Genomic DNA, 15,325 nt, shown 5'->3' with positions numbered 1-15,325 from the left:
AGTTTCACTAGTTTGCGGCAATTGATTACATGAATCATTAGTTGCATTATTTTTGTCACCAAGTACGTTATTTGTGTATTCTAACTTACTGCCTTTCCGCATTTGGAAAGGTTTCTTTTTGTCTAGCTGAATTTTTTGCGGTATTCACCAGGGGTGACTTGTTCTTTCTTCTTGAAGAATCGAATGAAATTTTGCGAGTTGGTATATTTTAAACGGGTAGCGATCTCTTTGATCGTCAATTCCGTTTCTTCTAACCATTTCTTGGCGATCTTCAAGCGATAATTTTGCAAGTATTCTGCAAAAGTGACAGCCATTTCTTTTTTGAATACATTGCTCAAGTAGTTGGCATTATAATGGAGCTGCTCGGCCACCCGATCTAAGGATAGTTCTTGATCATATTGCTGATGGATCAACAACACCATCTTGTCTGACAAGGAACGAATCTCTTGATCCGTCTTGATTTGAATGGTTTCAACTATCGGAATGACCAGTTCATGATAAATACTTTGCTCTATTTTAAACAAGTGGTTTTGATTCAGTACCCGCTGATAGACTTTGCGGCTCTTTTGCAGACTGGTGTAATCAGCCCCTAACAATTGCCCTAAACGAATAATATTGTTGATCAATTGAAAAAAGACACTCTCGATCGTCATGGGGTTCTTATTGTCATGGATGATTTGCTCTACGACTTGGCGATAACTTTCATTGATCAAAGGAAGATCACCGCTGCGCATGGCATCGAGAAAAACTCTTTCCGCCTCTGTGGGATATTGGATAACTGCTGTTTTGTCAAATTGCATCGCAATATCATCATAGAAGATAATGACCTCTTCCCCTAGATTTAAGCGGTAGCGTAATGATTCTTCTGCATTCCTGACTGCTTCTTTGGTCAGCTGCAGCGATTGAAATTCATCAGAGAGTCCGATGCTGATTTTGATTTTCAAATACTCTTTGGCAGCGTTCCTGATTTTCTGACAATACGCGAAAATATCGCTTTGCTTGCTGTCCTGAGATACGCTCAGCAAGGTTCCCTGTATTTCTTGTCTGAAAATGATCGGCTGCAGCCGCGCTTCATCGGGAATGATCTCAGCCACCAGATTTTGCAGCGCCAATAAAAAGACATCTCCCTGGATCGCATCACGCCCGCAGAGGTCATCGATTTGGATCAGCATGACTCGGAAACAATCATTCTTATCTACCTGATAGCCAAATTGATGCAATTTCGAAGGAATATCTTTTTCTGCGATACAGCCTCGAAATAGATTCAATGAAAATAAGGCAGCCAATTCAGGTTTTTGACGATCCATTTCGCCTGAGAGGATCTGGTTGTCGCTCAAAATCTGTGTGATCTCCGAAATCACCTGATTGACTTCAACTTTTTCGTCCATCTTCTTCGACTTCAACATTTCGCTGATACGGTTGATTGGTGACGTGGCGATCCGAGCAATGCGATAAGCCAAGAAAGCCAGTAACGCAATCAACAGACAGACGATCCCAACCAGACTGACCCGAAATGAGCCAATGACGGTGGAGACTTCTTGCGGTGCTAAACGCATCACGTAGTACCAATTATTGTATTCAGATTGCGTGTAGACATACGACTGCTGTTCAGGACCAGTGATGATCCCCGTTGATGTATGATCGCTGATCATTTCACTAGCCAATTGGGCACTGATCGTATCACCTTCGTTAAATAAAACTGTGCCTTCTGAATTGACGATATTCAAAAAAGAATCAGATTGATGCGCCACTAATTTGGCAATTCCTTGTTTGTTGATCTCAGCGATCCCTAACGCATGCGTATCTTGACTAAAAACTGGCAATGTCATGACCATTCTGAGATGATCCTCACCTGACTGCCAGTCGATATAACGCTCTTGATTGCCCATGTTTTGGTACGAAACCACCTCTTCGTTACCCATTCGCTTCAGTGATCCTTGATCGATTTTCCAAGCTTTATCAACGTTGATCAATTGATAACTGGCATCTTCAATGCCCATAATGCTGATATACGCCAATTGCGAATTGATATTTTGCACATCTCGAAATTGCATATCTGCATAATCTGCTTGAAGATTTTCTTTAAAACTTTGCGTATTGCTGTAAGTCGAGAAAGCATATTCCACCATTTGTATTTTATGTTCTAAATTGAACTTGACTTGATTGACTGCTTCACGATGTTTTTGTAAAAATGTTTGTTGAAGATTCGTATAGGTACGATGATAAATAACACCGCCGAACCCAATGATTAAAACGCTTCCAATTATAAAAACTGAAAAAAACATTTGCTTGAATAATGTACTTTCTTTTTTGAGCCTAGCCAACAATCTTATAAGCCCTCCCCGCTTTCACTTCTTCTTGCTTTTATACTACCATATATTCCAAATCATGCCTATGCAATTTTTATTTTTTTCACGTGTGCATGTTTGGTATATTGACTTTTGTATAATAAAGTTATATGCTAAAACAAATGAAAGGTGGAAGCATTTTCATGGTTACGATCAAAGATATTGCCAAGATAGCCGGCGTTTCTCATACCACGGTCTCCCGTGCGTTAAATGACAGCCCGTTGATCAAACCGGCGACCAAAAAGAAAATAAATGAGCTCGCCGAGACTTTAAATTACATTCCGAATGTCAACGCCAAAAGTTTGGTCAATCAAAAATCATATATTATTGAATTGTTTTTTTCACACCTCTCAAAAGGAACCTCTAATAATTTTCTGGGCGATGTGATCAAAGGGATCAACGATATTCTGCCCAGAGAATATAGTCTAGCAGTCCATGAGCTGCAAGAAGTGGCCAACGATCTTGATCACTTGAATCGGATCGACGGGGCGATCGTCATGAGTCAAAGTGACCAAGACGATACCTTTATCGAGGCATTAGCCAAACAAAATATCCCGCTGGTGGTCTTGAATCGGCAGCTTGATACACCACGTTTTAAAAATGTCACTAGCAATGATGCCCAAGGAGTCTACCAAATGCTGCGTCATGCCATCAAGCAAGGCTACAGCAAATTCGCCTGCATCGAAGGCGTGCCCTCTTTTCGTTCCACCATCGAAAGAAAGAAGGGCTTTGATCAAGCCTTGACAGAAGCGGCACTCACTTATCCGCCAGAATATTGCGTGTCAGGTGATTTTACTTTGGCTAGTGGGAAAACAGGGGCCCAGCAGTTATTGTCGCTTTCTGATCCGCCAGAAGTGATTTTTTGTGCAAATGATGATATGGCGATCGGCGCCATCAACTATTGTTTAGAGGCCGGGTTGCGGATTCCGCAAGATATCGCGATCATCGGCTTTGATGACATTCCTTTTTCGCAATTCACCTACCCGCCTTTGACTACGATCAGCAAACCAGTCTACGAGATGAGCAAACGTGCAACTGAGCTCCTTTTGGCTCGTCCTGGAGAAGATGATCATCAGAAGCAATTTTTCTTAGATACATCGTTGACGATTCGTCAATCCTTATAGTAGCTTATAAGGATTGCTCGAAAATGTTAACGTGTGCATATATAATTTCATTACATCGGAGGCTAAAACATGCAAAACATCAAAGCGCAACCTGTCACTACTTATCCCCCACGTGTCATCCAATTTGGCGAGGGGAATTTTATGCGGGGGTTTTTCAATTGGCAATTGGCGCAAATGAACAAACAAGGACTGTTTCAAGGAAGTGCCATCGTTGTTCAACCGATCCCGCAAGGATTGAAGGCTCTTTTAGATCAGCAAGACGATCGCTATACCGTTATCTTAGAAGGGTTAGTCGATGGCGTGCCTATCCAAAAAGCGGAACTCATTTCAACGATCCATGCGGTGATCGATCCCTACCAACAATGGCAAGACTTTCTTGCATTGGCCGAAAATGACGCACTAGATGTCATTGTTTCTAACACCACCGAAGCAGGCATTCGTTTTGATCCAGCAGATAAGATCAGCGATACGACAACGCCCAGCAGTTTTCCAGCAAAACTGACTGCACTGCTCTACCGCAGATTTCAATTGAAGAAATCAGGTTTTACCATTATTCCTTGTGAGTTGATCGATCGCAATGGCGATCAGTTAAAAGAAGCAGTTCAAGCCTATGCCAAACTATGGGCACTGCCTGCTGCCTTTAGTGACTGGCTCGACACGGACAATCAGTTTTGCTGCAGTCTGGTGGATCGAATCGTCCCTGGCTATCCAAGAGAACAAGCAGCGGAATACGAAACCTTGCTAGGCTATCAAGATCGCTTGATCGTCACTGCTGAACCCTTTATGTTGTGGGTGATCGAAGGGTCAGAGATCGAAGCAAAATTACCGTTGGCAGCCGCTGGTCTAAATGTGATCGTGACCGACGATATAACCCCTTATCGTGAACGAAAAGTCCATTTACTCAATGGGCCCCATACTGCAGTCGTATCGTTAGGCTGTTTAGCTGGCCTTGAGACTGTCGAAGATGTCATGAATGATCCAGATTTCACATTGTACTTGGATCGCTTGTTCCAAAACGAATTGATTCCAATGCTTGATTTACCAGAAACACAACTAAACGCCTATGCTGAAGAAATCAAGGAACGTTTCAAAAATCCTTATGTCCATCATCAATTACAGTCAATTGCGTTGAACAGTGTCTCCAAATTTACTGCAAGACTATTGCCTATCTTGACGCGCTTTTACCAAACTCAGCAACAAATCCCTTTACGGATCACGGCCTCGTTGGCGGGATTGCTGCACCGTTATCTGACAGTCCCTTTCACCGATGATCCCCTCGTTTCAGCGATATTCGCCGAGGCACAGGCGTTGGCACCCTCAGAGCAACTCACCTTTTTGCTTGGCGATGAAAGATTATGGCAGAGGGATCTGCGTTATTTGACTGATGAAATCCAGGGCATGATGATGATCCTCTCTCAAGAAGGTCCTCGTGCATTGCTTCACTATGTGGAACAGCAAGACGCTGTATCCTCTTTGTAAAACCGTCGTTCCACTTTATCGAGCTTAGGAACAAAGACAACAGCCGCTAGAAGTTACATGACTGGTCTTCTGTTCAATTCAGTACAGAAAGGAAGAAAAAAATGAAAGAGGCACTTATCGAAGCACCGACACAACTCTTGAAATTACATCCCAAAGATAATGTCGCGGTCGCATTACAGCCCCTCCCCCGCAATAGTCGCTTAACCTTTGAGGGACAAGACTTATTATTGACCGAGGATATTCCTCAAGGCCATAAGATCGCTTTAACAGATTTAGCAAACGGAGAAAATGTCATCAAATATGGGTACCCCATCGGTCATGTGACCACAGATGCAGCGCTTGGCAGCTGGCTTCATACCCATAATGTGAAAACCAATCTTGCTGGCACATTAACTTATACTTATCAGCCTAACCTACAACCGGTCCATTACCCTAAAACTGAATTAACCTTCAATGGCTATCGAAGGGCCAATGGCAAGGTTGGGATTCGCAATGATTTATTGATTGTCCCAACGGTTGGCTGCATCAATGGGATCGCCGAGATCATCGTTGAAGAATTCAAAGCACTTCACCCAGACCTCGGCTCTTTTGACCATGTGACGATTTTAAAACATCCTTACGGGTGTTCACAATTAGGCCAAGACCACCAAAACACCCGCCAAATTCTGATCGATGCGGTTCAACACCCCAATGCAGGCGGTGTCCTGGTTTTTGGTCTTGGCTGTGAAAACAATACCGTTCCTGCCTTCAAAGAAAAGCTCGGTGATTATGATGAACATCGCGTAAAATTCCTAGTTGCCCAGGAAAGCCAAGACGAGATCCAAGTCGGGATCGAGTTGCTAGAAGCATTGCTGGAAACTGCCAAAGATGATGTTCGTGAAGCTGTCCCATTGAGCGAGTTGAAAGTTGGCTTGAAGTGCGGCGGTTCCGACGGTTTTTCTGGTATCACTGCCAACCCATTATTGGGTGCTTTTTCAGACTTTCTCGTTGCGCAAGGCGGTAGTACTGTTTTGACTGAAGTACCAGAAATGTTTGGTGCGGAACAAGTCTTGATGGCACGAGCGGAAAATGAGGAAACTTTCGAGAAAATCCTTCATTTGATCAATGATTTCAAAGACTACTTTTTGGCCTATGGAGAGCCAGTCTATGAAAACCCATCCCCAGGAAACAAAGCTGGCGGCATCACAACACTGGAGGACAAATCCTTAGGTTGTACGCAAAAGTCTGGCACATCAGCGGTTGTTGATGTCTTGAAATATGGTGAAAAACTGCGAAAACCCGGATTGAGTTTGTTAGAAGGCCCTGGGAACGACTTAGTGGCTGCTTCTGCTTTGGCATCTGCTGATTGTCAACTTGTACTATTCACCACCGGTCGGGGAACACCATTTGGTGCCTATGTGCCCACAATGAAAGTCGCCACCAATCAAGACATCTTTCGCAAGAAGCCCCATTGGATGGATTTCAATGCTGGACGGTTATTAGAAGAATCAATGGATGTTGTACTGACAGACTTCGTTCAAGCCATCATTGACACAGCCAGCGGCAAAGCGACACGTAATGAAGCCAACAATGTACGAGAAATTGCGATTTTTAAAAATGGCGTCACGCTATAAATGAATAGGAAGAAAGAAGGAAAACCGTTGTTTAAGGAAAACTTTTTACTAACAAACCCGATCGCTGAAACACTGTATCATCACTATGCGAAAGATTTGCCCATCATCGACTACCATTGTCACCTAGACCCGAAAGAGATCTATGAAGATCAACCCTTTAAAAACATAACAGAAGCATGGCTTTCTGGCGATCATTATAAATGGCGTTTGATGCGGGCTTGTGGGATCGATGAAGAGAAAATCACCGGTCCAGCATCTGATTACGACAAATTTGCGGCCTGGTGTCAGACGGTACCGAAATTGATCGGAAATCCATTGTACACGTGGACGCATTTAGAATTACAACGTTTTTTTGACATTGACCTCCCTGTCAATGAAGCCAATACGGCAATATTATGGGAACAATGCAATCAAAAATTACAGCAAGCAGCTTTTAGCAGACGTTCTTTGATTGCCAATAGTTGTGTGGAGATCGTTTGTACGACAGACGATCCCATCGATAACCTCTCCTATCATCAACAACTCCGTCAAACAGAAGACCGTTTCACCGTTTTGCCAACTTTCAGGCCAGACAAAGCAATCAAGATCGGTGATGCCCATTTTCTATCCTATATCGCACAACTGGCTGCTGCTTCAAACCAAACGATTGAAAGTTATCCGGACTTGTTGGCTGCTTTGTCCCAACGCATCAGGTACTTCTCAGAACATGGGTGTCGTTTAGCTGACCATGGCATCGATACATTGACCTTTAAGGATCAATCTGAATTATCCGCTGCCGACATTTTTCAAAAAGCACGCGCAAAAAAACCGCTAAGCGAGCAAGAAATTGCAGTCTATCAAACGGCCTTGCTCTTAGAATTGATGAAGCACTATCATCAAGCAGGTTGGACGATGCAGCTGCATTTGCATGCGTACCGCAATTGCAATCAGCGTATGTATCAAACGTTAGGACCTGATACTGGTTATGATGGCATCAATGATCGTTCTATCGTCAAAGATTTGCAACAACTCCTCAATCAAGCAGATCAGGCGCACCACTTGCCGCAAGTGATATTGTACTCATTGAATTCCAATGACTACGATGCCCTTGTGGCGTTAATGGGTTGTTTCCAAAGTACCGGCGCCAATAAACTGCAATTGGGCTCTGGCTGGTGGTACAATGATACCCGGGCTGGTATGCGCCGCCAACTCACTGCATTTGCAGATGGCAGTGTGCTGTTTAATTTCGTCGGCATGTTGACGGATTCTCGCAGTTTCCTCTCTTATACACGACATGAATATTTCCGGCGGGTACTCTGCGAATGGTTAGCTGAAATCGTGATCCGTGGGGAAGCACCCACAGACCTTCAGCAGCTGAAACCATTGATAGAAAACATTTGCTACCACAATGCTGCCCATTACTTTCAATTTAGGAGATGACAGATGCCAAAATTCATTATTGCCGGAGATTCAACTGCGGCAAACAAGAGTGAACGTGCACGACCAGAAACGGGTTGGGGAGAAAAACTGTCATGGTTTGTCTCTGATCATTATCAAGTAATCAATTTTGCCAAAAATGGTGCTTCAACGAAAAGCTTTATCAACGATCATCTGCTTGCAGAAGCTGAAGTCGCAATGCATAAGGGAGATTATTTTCTGATTCAATTCGGCCATAACGATCAAAAAGTCGATGATGACCGAGGAACGACTTTAGACGAATACCAAAAAAATTTAACTGTTTACGTTCAAACCGCACAAAAAAAAGGCGTTACGCCTATATTGCTGACATCCATCACCCGACTTCATTACCAAAAGCAGCAACTAGATACAAGTGCAGTCGGGGATTATCCATCTGCTATGCGTGCTTTTGCAAAACAACACGATATTTTATGCTTAGACATCTTCGCGGCCACACAGAACTATTTCAATCGGCTATCGCAGATGGAGGCCAAAAGCCATTTCTTGCATTTACCAGTGGGGGTACATCCGAATTATCCTCAAGGGATCGATGACGACACCCATCTCAATGGACATGGCGCAACAGCAATTGCCCTGATCATTGCCCAAGCCCTTAAAAAATCCAGTTTGCCTTGCGGCCAAGATATCCAGATTGAATGATCGTCAAACAACAAAGAAGGAGGAGTCGTGCATCAACAGATGTCTGGGTCCTCCTTCTTTGATTCATGTTTTGTCGATTGTTTGCGGGTGTTACTCCGGTTGTTTGCCAATATAGGCTAAGATTCCGCCATCGACATACAACACATGTCCATTGACGAAGTTAGATGCTTCAGAAGCAAGGAATACGGCTGGACCAGCTAAATCTGTTGGCTCTCCCCAACGTGCTGCAGGTGTTTTTGCAACGATAAATTGATCAAAGGGATGACGTGAGCCATCTGGCTGTACTTCTCTTAAAGGCGCTGTTTGCGGGGTCGCAATATAGCCAGGCCCAATGCCATTACATTGAATATTTGCTGAACCGAACTCTGAACAAATATTTTTGGTCAGCATTTTCAAACCGCCTTTGGCTGCTGCATACCCAGCCACTGTTTCCCGACCTAATTCACTCATCATCGAGCAGATATTGATGATTTTACCGCGGCCTTTTTCGATCATTGATGGTAAGACTGCTTTAGAAACGATAAAAGGTGCATTCAAATCGACATCAACTACTTGACGGAAATCTGCAGCTGACATCTCCAACATTGGCATCCGCTTGATGATTCCAGCATTGTTGATCAAAATATCGATGACACCGACTTCTGCTTCGATTTGTTTGACCATTGCTTGTACTGCTGCCTCATCCGTCACATCACAGACATACCCATGCGCCTCGATCCCCGCCTCTTTGTAATTTGCTAAACCTTGATCCACTGAAGCCTGATCTAAATTGTTAAAGACGATCGTCGCACCTGCTTTGGCTAGCGCTTGTGCCAAGGTAAACCCAATCCCGTACACAGCACCCGTAATCAAAGCGATTTTGCCATCTAATCGAAAATCATTCATTGAAAAATCCATCATTATACCTTCTTTCTTTTATTTTAACTCATCCATTGCGATCATATCCATATCAGTGTAGGTAATATTTTCACCACACATTGCCCAAATGAAGGAATAATTACTTGTGCCCACGCCAGAGTGGATCGACCAGCTAGGAGAAATGATCACTTGTTCTTCGGCAACCACCAGATGTTTGGTTTCATCAGGTTTACCCATCATATGAAACACTTTGGTGTCTTCATTCGCAAAGTCAAAATACACATACGCTTCCATGCGGCGTTCATGGGTATGACAAGGCATGGTATTCCATGCACTCCCTGGTTCTAAAATCGTATAACCCATTTGTAATTGACAGCTTTCACAGACATTTGGGTGAATATATTGATAGATTTTCCGTTCGTTCAACGTCAATCCTTCCCCTGTTTCCATGGGTTTGACTTGATCGATACTGATTTTGACGTTTGGATACTTTTTGTGGGCCGGTACACTTGAAAGATAGAATTTGGCTGGATTTTCGGGATCATCAGAATAAAAGACCACGTTTTTTGTTTCTTTGCCAATGTAATAGCCATCTTGTTTTTTCATGGCTTCTTTCGTGCCTTCGATCGAGATCGCCCCTGGTCCGCCAATGTTGATCACACCTAATTCCCGACGTTCTAGGAAATAATCGACACCTAATTCTTTCGTCAATTCGATTTCTAAGCCTTGATCTGTTGGTGTGACCCCGCCGAAAATCATGCGGTCATTGTGGGTATATGTCAGCATGATTTGACCGGGTGTGAAGATTTTCTCCACTAAAAATTCTCTGCGTAATTCTTCCGTACTATAATGTTTGATATCTAACGGACTGTGGGTATACCTTGTTTCCATATGTTGCATGTGTCTATTCCTCCTTAGCGAATCATTTTTCCTGATCCATTGTTGATAAAGTCCTGAACTTCTGATACTGAAAATAGATTGCAATCCCCGTGAACTGTGTGTTTGAGTGCCGAAGCCGCGGTTGCAAAGTCGATCAATGTTTGATCGCTGCTTTGACTCGCGATACCATGCAAGACGCCAGCAGCAAAGGCATCGCCACCTCCGACGCGATCAACGATCGGATCGATGATATGGGCTTGTGACACCACATAATTGCCTTGATGCCACAGTCTACCTATGAGCACATGATGACTGGCTGAGATCACTTTGCGGTGGGTACCATAAAACATGTCAATGTTTGGATACAATCGATTCATTTCTTCATAATAATAGCGATCGTCTATTGCTTCTGCTGACGCGGGTATATCCATAAATACTTGCGCATCAAGTTTGCCTGCTGAACAAAAATCGACGTACGGCAATAGTTTTTTTAAATATTGCTTTGCTTCATCCGTTGTCCATAATTTGCCGCGAAAATTGATATCTAAACTGATTTTGACACCTGCTTGTTTGGCAGCTTTGACTAAATTGATCAAGGTAGCCTGCCAATCTTTTGAGAGTGCTGGGGTGATGCCGGAAATATGAAAGATATCGACCTCGTCAAACAACGCTTCTGGCCATTCATTGGTGGTCATTTCAGCAAAGCTAGATCCTTTGCGGTCATAGACCACTTGTGCCGCTCTTTCCCCGACCCCCGTCTCAACATAGTAAGTCCCCAATCGAGACCCGCCTCTCAGCACATAACGACAATCAACTCCATATCGCTGCAAATGCTGCTGGGCGCCATCGCCTAAAGCGTTTGCAGGAATCTTGCTGGCAAAAGCAACCCAATGGCCAAAATTGGCCAAAGAGATCGCAACATTGGCCTCTCCGCCGCCATAATGAGCAAAAAATTGTGTGCTGGATGCGACCCGTTCACCCACCGTCGTGGATAACCGCAACATGATCTCGCCTAAAGTAAGCATCTTTCCCATAACTATGCGCCTCGAATCTCTTTCAATTGCGCCGCATATTGTTTGGCCACTTCTGTCACAGCCGCAAAATCACCTGTGGCAGCTGGTGCAAGCAGATTGCCGCCAACGCCTACTGCCACGACACCAGCGTCAAACCACTCGGCCATATTCGCTAGACTGACACCACCTGTAGGCATGATATTCAATTGCGGCAACGGCGCTTTGAAGGCAGAGATAATACTCGGCCCATACGCACTGCCAGGAAACAACTTGATAATGTCCGCCCCAGCTTTCAACGCTTCTTTCATTTCCGAGATCGTCATACAGCCCGGAAGATATGGCACTTGATACAGGTTGCACATCTCAGCTGTTGCTTGATCAAACGTTGGACTCACCACATACTCAGCACCCGCCATGATGGCTAATCGAGCGGTCACAGCATCCAACACAGTTCCTGCCCCGATCACCACATCGTGTTGATCCCGATAGGTCTCGGTTAATTCAGCAATCACTGCCGCAGCCTCTGGGACGGTAAATGTCAATTCTATTCCAGTGATGCCCCCTTCAATGATTGCTTGACTGGCTTTGAAGGCTTCTTCCTTGGAAGCGCCCCTCACTACGGCTATCACTCCGCTCTTTTGCAATTTTGTTAATCGTGCGACTTTATCCATCAAACCCCTCCTAAATTTCTTATTCGGAAAATAGAATTTATTATAGAGAAACTTACAAATTTATTATACCGTTCTCCAATATTTTTGCAAGGGCTTTCTAGACTTTTATAATGATTTTTCGATGGCTTGTTTGGTTTCACGAATTGTCTCAATCAATGTTTGCTTATATGCTGGTGTTAGGCGATATTTAGGTAAACTAACCGAAAAAGCCCCAACGACTGCGCCATCGTGGATCAATGCTGCGCCAATACAATAAATCTCTTGTTCCATTTCTTCGTCATCAAACGCGACTTGCTCTTCTCTTGACCGTGCAAGTTCTTTTTTTAATTGGAAGGGATTGGTGATGGTATTTTCAGTATAGGCAATCAGTGGTGTGTCAGCTAAATAGTCTGCGACTTCTTCTTCTGAAAACAACGCCAAAACTGCTTTACCCATTGCCGATGAATACAAAGGTCTCGTAATCCCTACTTTAGAAGACATGCGGATCGTCTGGTGCTTGGGTTCCAACTTGTTGACATATAATATCTCATTTGCCGCCAAAACCCCTAAATGGATCGTTTCATCCGCTTTAGTCTGTAACACTTCTAGATGGGGCAAACTTCTTTCGACTAAATCTATTTCCTCCACACTATGATTGGCATATTTGATCAGTTTAGAACCCAGACGATAATTCTTTTCTTTGCTTCGCTGCACGTAGCCTATCATCACAAGTGTATCTAAGATTTTCAGTGTCGTTGATGCAGTCATTTCTGTTGCAGCGGCAATCATCTGCAGTGGTTGATTCGGATGCTCAGCTAAATGATCCATAATCAGTGCCGCCTTCAATAAAACTGTGCCGTATGGTTTTTGTGTCATATTCTCCACCTCATTTTTTCTATATAAGAAATTATAATCTCTTTTTGAGAAATGCACAATCTTCTTTGATTCTTTTTCTCTAGATGACGATTTACATTTGCTGATAAAAACAAGTATGATAAAGAAGAGAGATAAAGGAGTGCGTAAGAATGGATCTGGATGTGTTAACCAAAGGAAAGAAACTGTCCGACAATGAAAAACAGATCATCGACTATCTGATGACCCATACAAAAGAAATCGATGGCTGTCCACTACGAGAAATTGCCAAGCGAATCTATACCTCACCTGCAACAATCGTTCGCTTAGCACAAAAACTGGGATTTTCTGGCTATACCGAATTCTTTTACTTTTTAAAGAATCAGTTGAAGCAGCAGCAAATCACTGAAGCGACGATCGACTACCAAATCGACAGCGCAAGTATTGATCAGATGATTGCCTCCATTCGAGACATCTATGCAAATCAGCCCAATAAATTCATCACGATATATGCCACAGGCTTTTCCGGGATCATTGCGGAGTATTTGCACAAAAAAATGCTGGTCAACGGCATCAAAACATTATTGGTCAGTGCCTCAGACTCAGGCGGCATCATCAGCAACAATATTGAAAACATCAGCATGCTGATCACGATCAGCAAATCAGGGGAAACCCAAAAAGTCATCGAAAAAATGACGTTGGCCCAACAAAACCGCATCCCAACGATTTTGTTTTGCGGCAACGGGGATCATAGTGCCAATCAACTAGCTACTTATGCTTTTGAAGTCACGGATGAACGGCCTTTTGACACCCAAAATATCGAGTATAGCAGCTTTTTTGGCAAACTGCTGTTACTCATGGAATATATCGTTGCTGCGATGACCGTAACAGAAAAAACACCACACAAATAAAGCGCTTAGCAACAGTCGGCTTTCTCAGCGAACTGTTGCTAGGCGCTCAAATTTATGGTGTGCGGTTTTAGCGTTGGAAGTAGGACGCAGCGATTTGCTGATAGGTATCGGCTGATCGCGGATCAGGCGTGATCGTCTCCCCGATTTCCACCGCCACGGTTGTCGGATCATACAGATCATACAACCCAAAGATCGGCTCATTTGCTTCTGAAAGACAACAAGCAACGCCCAAAACATCCGCTGTCATTTGGGCAAGAGCCCTCGTTTGAAAAAAGCCTCCACTGACGGTTACCTGATCCGCCACTTGAACCAAGTCCTTCAACAACCGGATATTCATCAACATCCCCTCGATCGTCGCTCGAATCATCTCTGGACGCCGATGGGCAATCGTCAGATGGTAAAAACCAGCTGTCACTTGATTTGTCCAAAACGGCGCCCGCTCTCCATTCAAATAAGGGAAGAAACGCAGCCCTTGACTGCCAATGGCGGTCTCATTCAATAAGTGAGGCAACGCTTGGAAAAAATCGCTGTCATTTTCAGCAAAGTTCTCCTTCGCCCAAGCCAAAACTGATCCGCCATTATTTGAAGGTGCGCCCACGACATAGACCCCCTCCTTCAAATAATAGCAAAAGTTTTGTTTGTCCAAATCAAAGCTCGGTGTACTGGTCACTTTACGGATCGCGGCACTTGTTCCAATCGTCAAACTGTTCGGGATACCCGTAGATCGATAGCCCGCATAAGCAGCCAAACAGCCATCACTTGCCCCGCACATGACCGCCACTTGTTGGGAAAGACCCAATTGTTCCGCCAATTCCGGCACGATCAAGAAACAATCTGTTGGTTCGCACAGTGGCGCCAACTGTTCTGCTGTCACAGAGAGATACGCGAGAATGGCATCACTCCATGTTTTTTCTTGCAAAGCATATAATCCCGTAGCAGAAGCGGTACTGCGATCGATTCGTACTTCACCAGTGAACAAACGCATGGCCAACTCTTTTAACCCATAAAAATGATCATAAGATGAAAGCAGTCCTTGTTCCTTGAGATGGAGCAATTTGGCAAATGGCGACATGGCGTGGATCGGTGTACCGGTTTCCTGATAAAAAGTTCTAGCCATCTCAGTTTTTCGGAACGCTTCGATTGTTTGGCTGGCTTGATTATCTGACCAAATATAGATCGCGTCCCCTTGTCCATGCCTTACTGGCATGAAACTGTGCATCGCTGTACTGAATCCAATCGTCTGAATTTGTTTTTTATATGCGGTCGGCAGTTTCTCTATGCCCGCCAACAATGCGCCTTCGATCTCCTTTGCTGATTGGAATTGTCTTGGTCCATCAATTTGCGTCGTCAGTTGGATCGAATGACTGTGACGAATGTTGCGACCACTGATCACACCAAACTTGATTGCTGTGGTGCCGATATCGATTCCTAAAAACATGTCTTCTCATCCCTTTTCCATACAAATTATGCTTTATTTTACCATAGATTGGCACAAGGAAAC

The 15,325-nt window shown here is 43.9% G+C and carries 13 protein-coding genes; 6 read left to right on the top strand and 7 right to left on the bottom strand.

From position 1 onward, the window contains the following. Positions 1-122: 122 nt before the first annotated feature. On the bottom strand, positions 123-2,324 hold the full coding sequence (locus ACYVRS_RS09525) for a helix-turn-helix domain-containing protein (RefSeq protein ID WP_461203235.1): 2,202 nt from the start codon (positions 2,322-2,324) through the stop codon (positions 123-125). 167 nt (positions 2,325-2,491) lie between these two features. On the opposite strand from ACYVRS_RS09525, the gene ACYVRS_RS09520 reads away from it, so the two are divergent. The 5 genes from ACYVRS_RS09520 (at position 2,492) to ACYVRS_RS09500 (ending at position 8,661) form a co-directional block, all read left to right on the top strand. Then, entirely contained in the window at positions 2,492-3,472 is a 981-nt protein-coding gene (locus tag ACYVRS_RS09520) for a LacI family DNA-binding transcriptional regulator (protein ID WP_461203234.1), read from the top strand. A gap of 69 nt (positions 3,473-3,541) precedes the next feature. Further along, a complete protein-coding gene (locus tag ACYVRS_RS09515) occupies positions 3,542-4,951 on the top strand; it encodes a tagaturonate reductase (RefSeq protein ID WP_461203233.1) in 1,410 nt (469 codons plus the stop codon). Positions 4,952-5,052: 101 nt separating this feature from the next. Further along, positions 5,053-6,564 (top strand): UxaA family hydrolase, encoded by a 1,512-nt coding sequence (locus ACYVRS_RS09510; protein ID WP_461203232.1) that lies wholly within the window; start codon positions 5,053-5,055, stop codon positions 6,562-6,564. Next, on the top strand, positions 6,565-7,983 hold the full coding sequence (gene uxaC / locus ACYVRS_RS09505) for a glucuronate isomerase (protein ID WP_461203231.1): 1,419 nt from the start codon (positions 6,565-6,567) through the stop codon (positions 7,981-7,983). Between the two features lie 3 nt (positions 7,984-7,986). Next, positions 7,987-8,661 (top strand): rhamnogalacturonan acetylesterase, encoded by a 675-nt coding sequence (locus tag ACYVRS_RS09500; protein WP_461203230.1) that lies wholly within the window; start codon positions 7,987-7,989, stop codon positions 8,659-8,661. Between the two features lie 90 nt (positions 8,662-8,751). On the opposite strand, the gene ACYVRS_RS09495 is transcribed toward ACYVRS_RS09500, so the two are convergent. The 5 genes from ACYVRS_RS09495 to ACYVRS_RS09475 all read right to left on the bottom strand — a co-directional run bounded on the left by ACYVRS_RS09495 (position 8,752) and on the right by ACYVRS_RS09475 (position 12,937). Beyond that, positions 8,752-9,558: a gluconate 5-dehydrogenase gene (locus tag ACYVRS_RS09495; protein WP_313540459.1), complete on the bottom strand. Its 807-nt coding sequence runs from the start codon at positions 9,556-9,558 to the stop codon at positions 8,752-8,754. Between the two features lie 18 nt (positions 9,559-9,576). Then, positions 9,577-10,419 carry a 5-dehydro-4-deoxy-D-glucuronate isomerase gene (gene kduI / locus ACYVRS_RS09490; RefSeq protein ID WP_461203229.1) on the bottom strand — a complete coding sequence of 281 codons (843 nt, stop codon included), beginning with the start codon at positions 10,417-10,419 and terminating at the stop codon, positions 9,577-9,579. Between the two features lie 14 nt (positions 10,420-10,433). Continuing rightward, positions 10,434-11,432 carry a sugar kinase gene (locus tag ACYVRS_RS09485; RefSeq protein WP_461203228.1) on the bottom strand — a complete coding sequence of 333 codons (999 nt, stop codon included), beginning with the start codon at positions 11,430-11,432 and terminating at the stop codon, positions 10,434-10,436. A gap of 2 nt (positions 11,433-11,434) precedes the next feature. After that, on the bottom strand, positions 11,435-12,082 hold the full coding sequence (locus ACYVRS_RS09480) for a bifunctional 4-hydroxy-2-oxoglutarate aldolase/2-dehydro-3-deoxy-phosphogluconate aldolase (protein WP_054116715.1): 648 nt from the start codon (positions 12,080-12,082) through the stop codon (positions 11,435-11,437). A gap of 105 nt (positions 12,083-12,187) precedes the next feature. After that, a complete protein-coding gene (locus tag ACYVRS_RS09475; RefSeq protein ID WP_313540451.1) occupies positions 12,188-12,937 on the bottom strand; it encodes an IclR family transcriptional regulator in 750 nt (249 codons plus the stop codon). Positions 12,938-13,086: 149 nt separating this feature from the next. Between ACYVRS_RS09475 and ACYVRS_RS09470 the strand changes: the two genes are divergently transcribed. Then, positions 13,087-13,824, top strand: coding sequence for a MurR/RpiR family transcriptional regulator (locus ACYVRS_RS09470; protein ID WP_313540449.1), 738 nt, complete (start codon positions 13,087-13,089; stop codon positions 13,822-13,824). Between the two features lie 67 nt (positions 13,825-13,891). On the opposite strand, the gene ACYVRS_RS09465 is transcribed toward ACYVRS_RS09470, so the two are convergent. After that, positions 13,892-15,262 (bottom strand): gluconokinase, encoded by a 1,371-nt coding sequence (locus ACYVRS_RS09465; RefSeq protein WP_461203227.1) that lies wholly within the window; start codon positions 15,260-15,262, stop codon positions 13,892-13,894. Positions 15,263-15,325 lie beyond the last annotated feature (63 nt).

This window comes from Enterococcus salsurae (assembly GCF_054784955.1).
The sequence above is the reverse complement of the archived record's forward strand: the minus strand, read 5'-3'. Positions and strand labels throughout refer to the sequence as shown.

Bases quoted from the DNA above. Each gene is read 5' to 3' on its own strand.
- ACYVRS_RS09495 (WP_313540459.1), bottom strand. From the start codon at position 9,558: ATGGATTTTTCAATGAATGATTTTCGATTAGATGGCAAAATCGCTTTG.
- ACYVRS_RS09465 (WP_461203227.1), bottom strand. From the start codon at position 15,262: ATGTTTTTAGGAATCGATATCGGCACCACAGCAATCAAGTTTGGTGTG.
- ACYVRS_RS09470 (WP_313540449.1), top strand. From the start codon at position 13,087: ATGGATCTGGATGTGTTAACCAAAGGAAAGAAACTGTCCGACAATGAA.
- ACYVRS_RS09500 (WP_461203230.1), top strand. From the start codon at position 7,987: ATGCCAAAATTCATTATTGCCGGAGATTCAACTGCGGCAAACAAGAGT.
- ACYVRS_RS09515 (WP_461203233.1), top strand. From the start codon at position 3,542: ATGCAAAACATCAAAGCGCAACCTGTCACTACTTATCCCCCACGTGTC.
- ACYVRS_RS09520 (WP_461203234.1), top strand. From the start codon at position 2,492: ATGGTTACGATCAAAGATATTGCCAAGATAGCCGGCGTTTCTCATACC.
- ACYVRS_RS09475 (WP_313540451.1), bottom strand. From the start codon at position 12,937: ATGACACAAAAACCATACGGCACAGTTTTATTGAAGGCGGCACTGATT.
- kduI (WP_461203229.1), bottom strand. From the start codon at position 10,419: ATGCAACATATGGAAACAAGGTATACCCACAGTCCGTTAGATATCAAA.
- ACYVRS_RS09510 (WP_461203232.1), top strand. From the start codon at position 5,053: ATGAAAGAGGCACTTATCGAAGCACCGACACAACTCTTGAAATTACAT.
- ACYVRS_RS09485 (WP_461203228.1), bottom strand. From the start codon at position 11,432: ATGGGAAAGATGCTTACTTTAGGCGAGATCATGTTGCGGTTATCCACG.
- uxaC (WP_461203231.1), top strand. From the start codon at position 6,565: ATGAATAGGAAGAAAGAAGGAAAACCGTTGTTTAAGGAAAACTTTTTA.
- ACYVRS_RS09480 (WP_054116715.1), bottom strand. From the start codon at position 12,082: ATGGATAAAGTCGCACGATTAACAAAATTGCAAAAGAGCGGAGTGATA.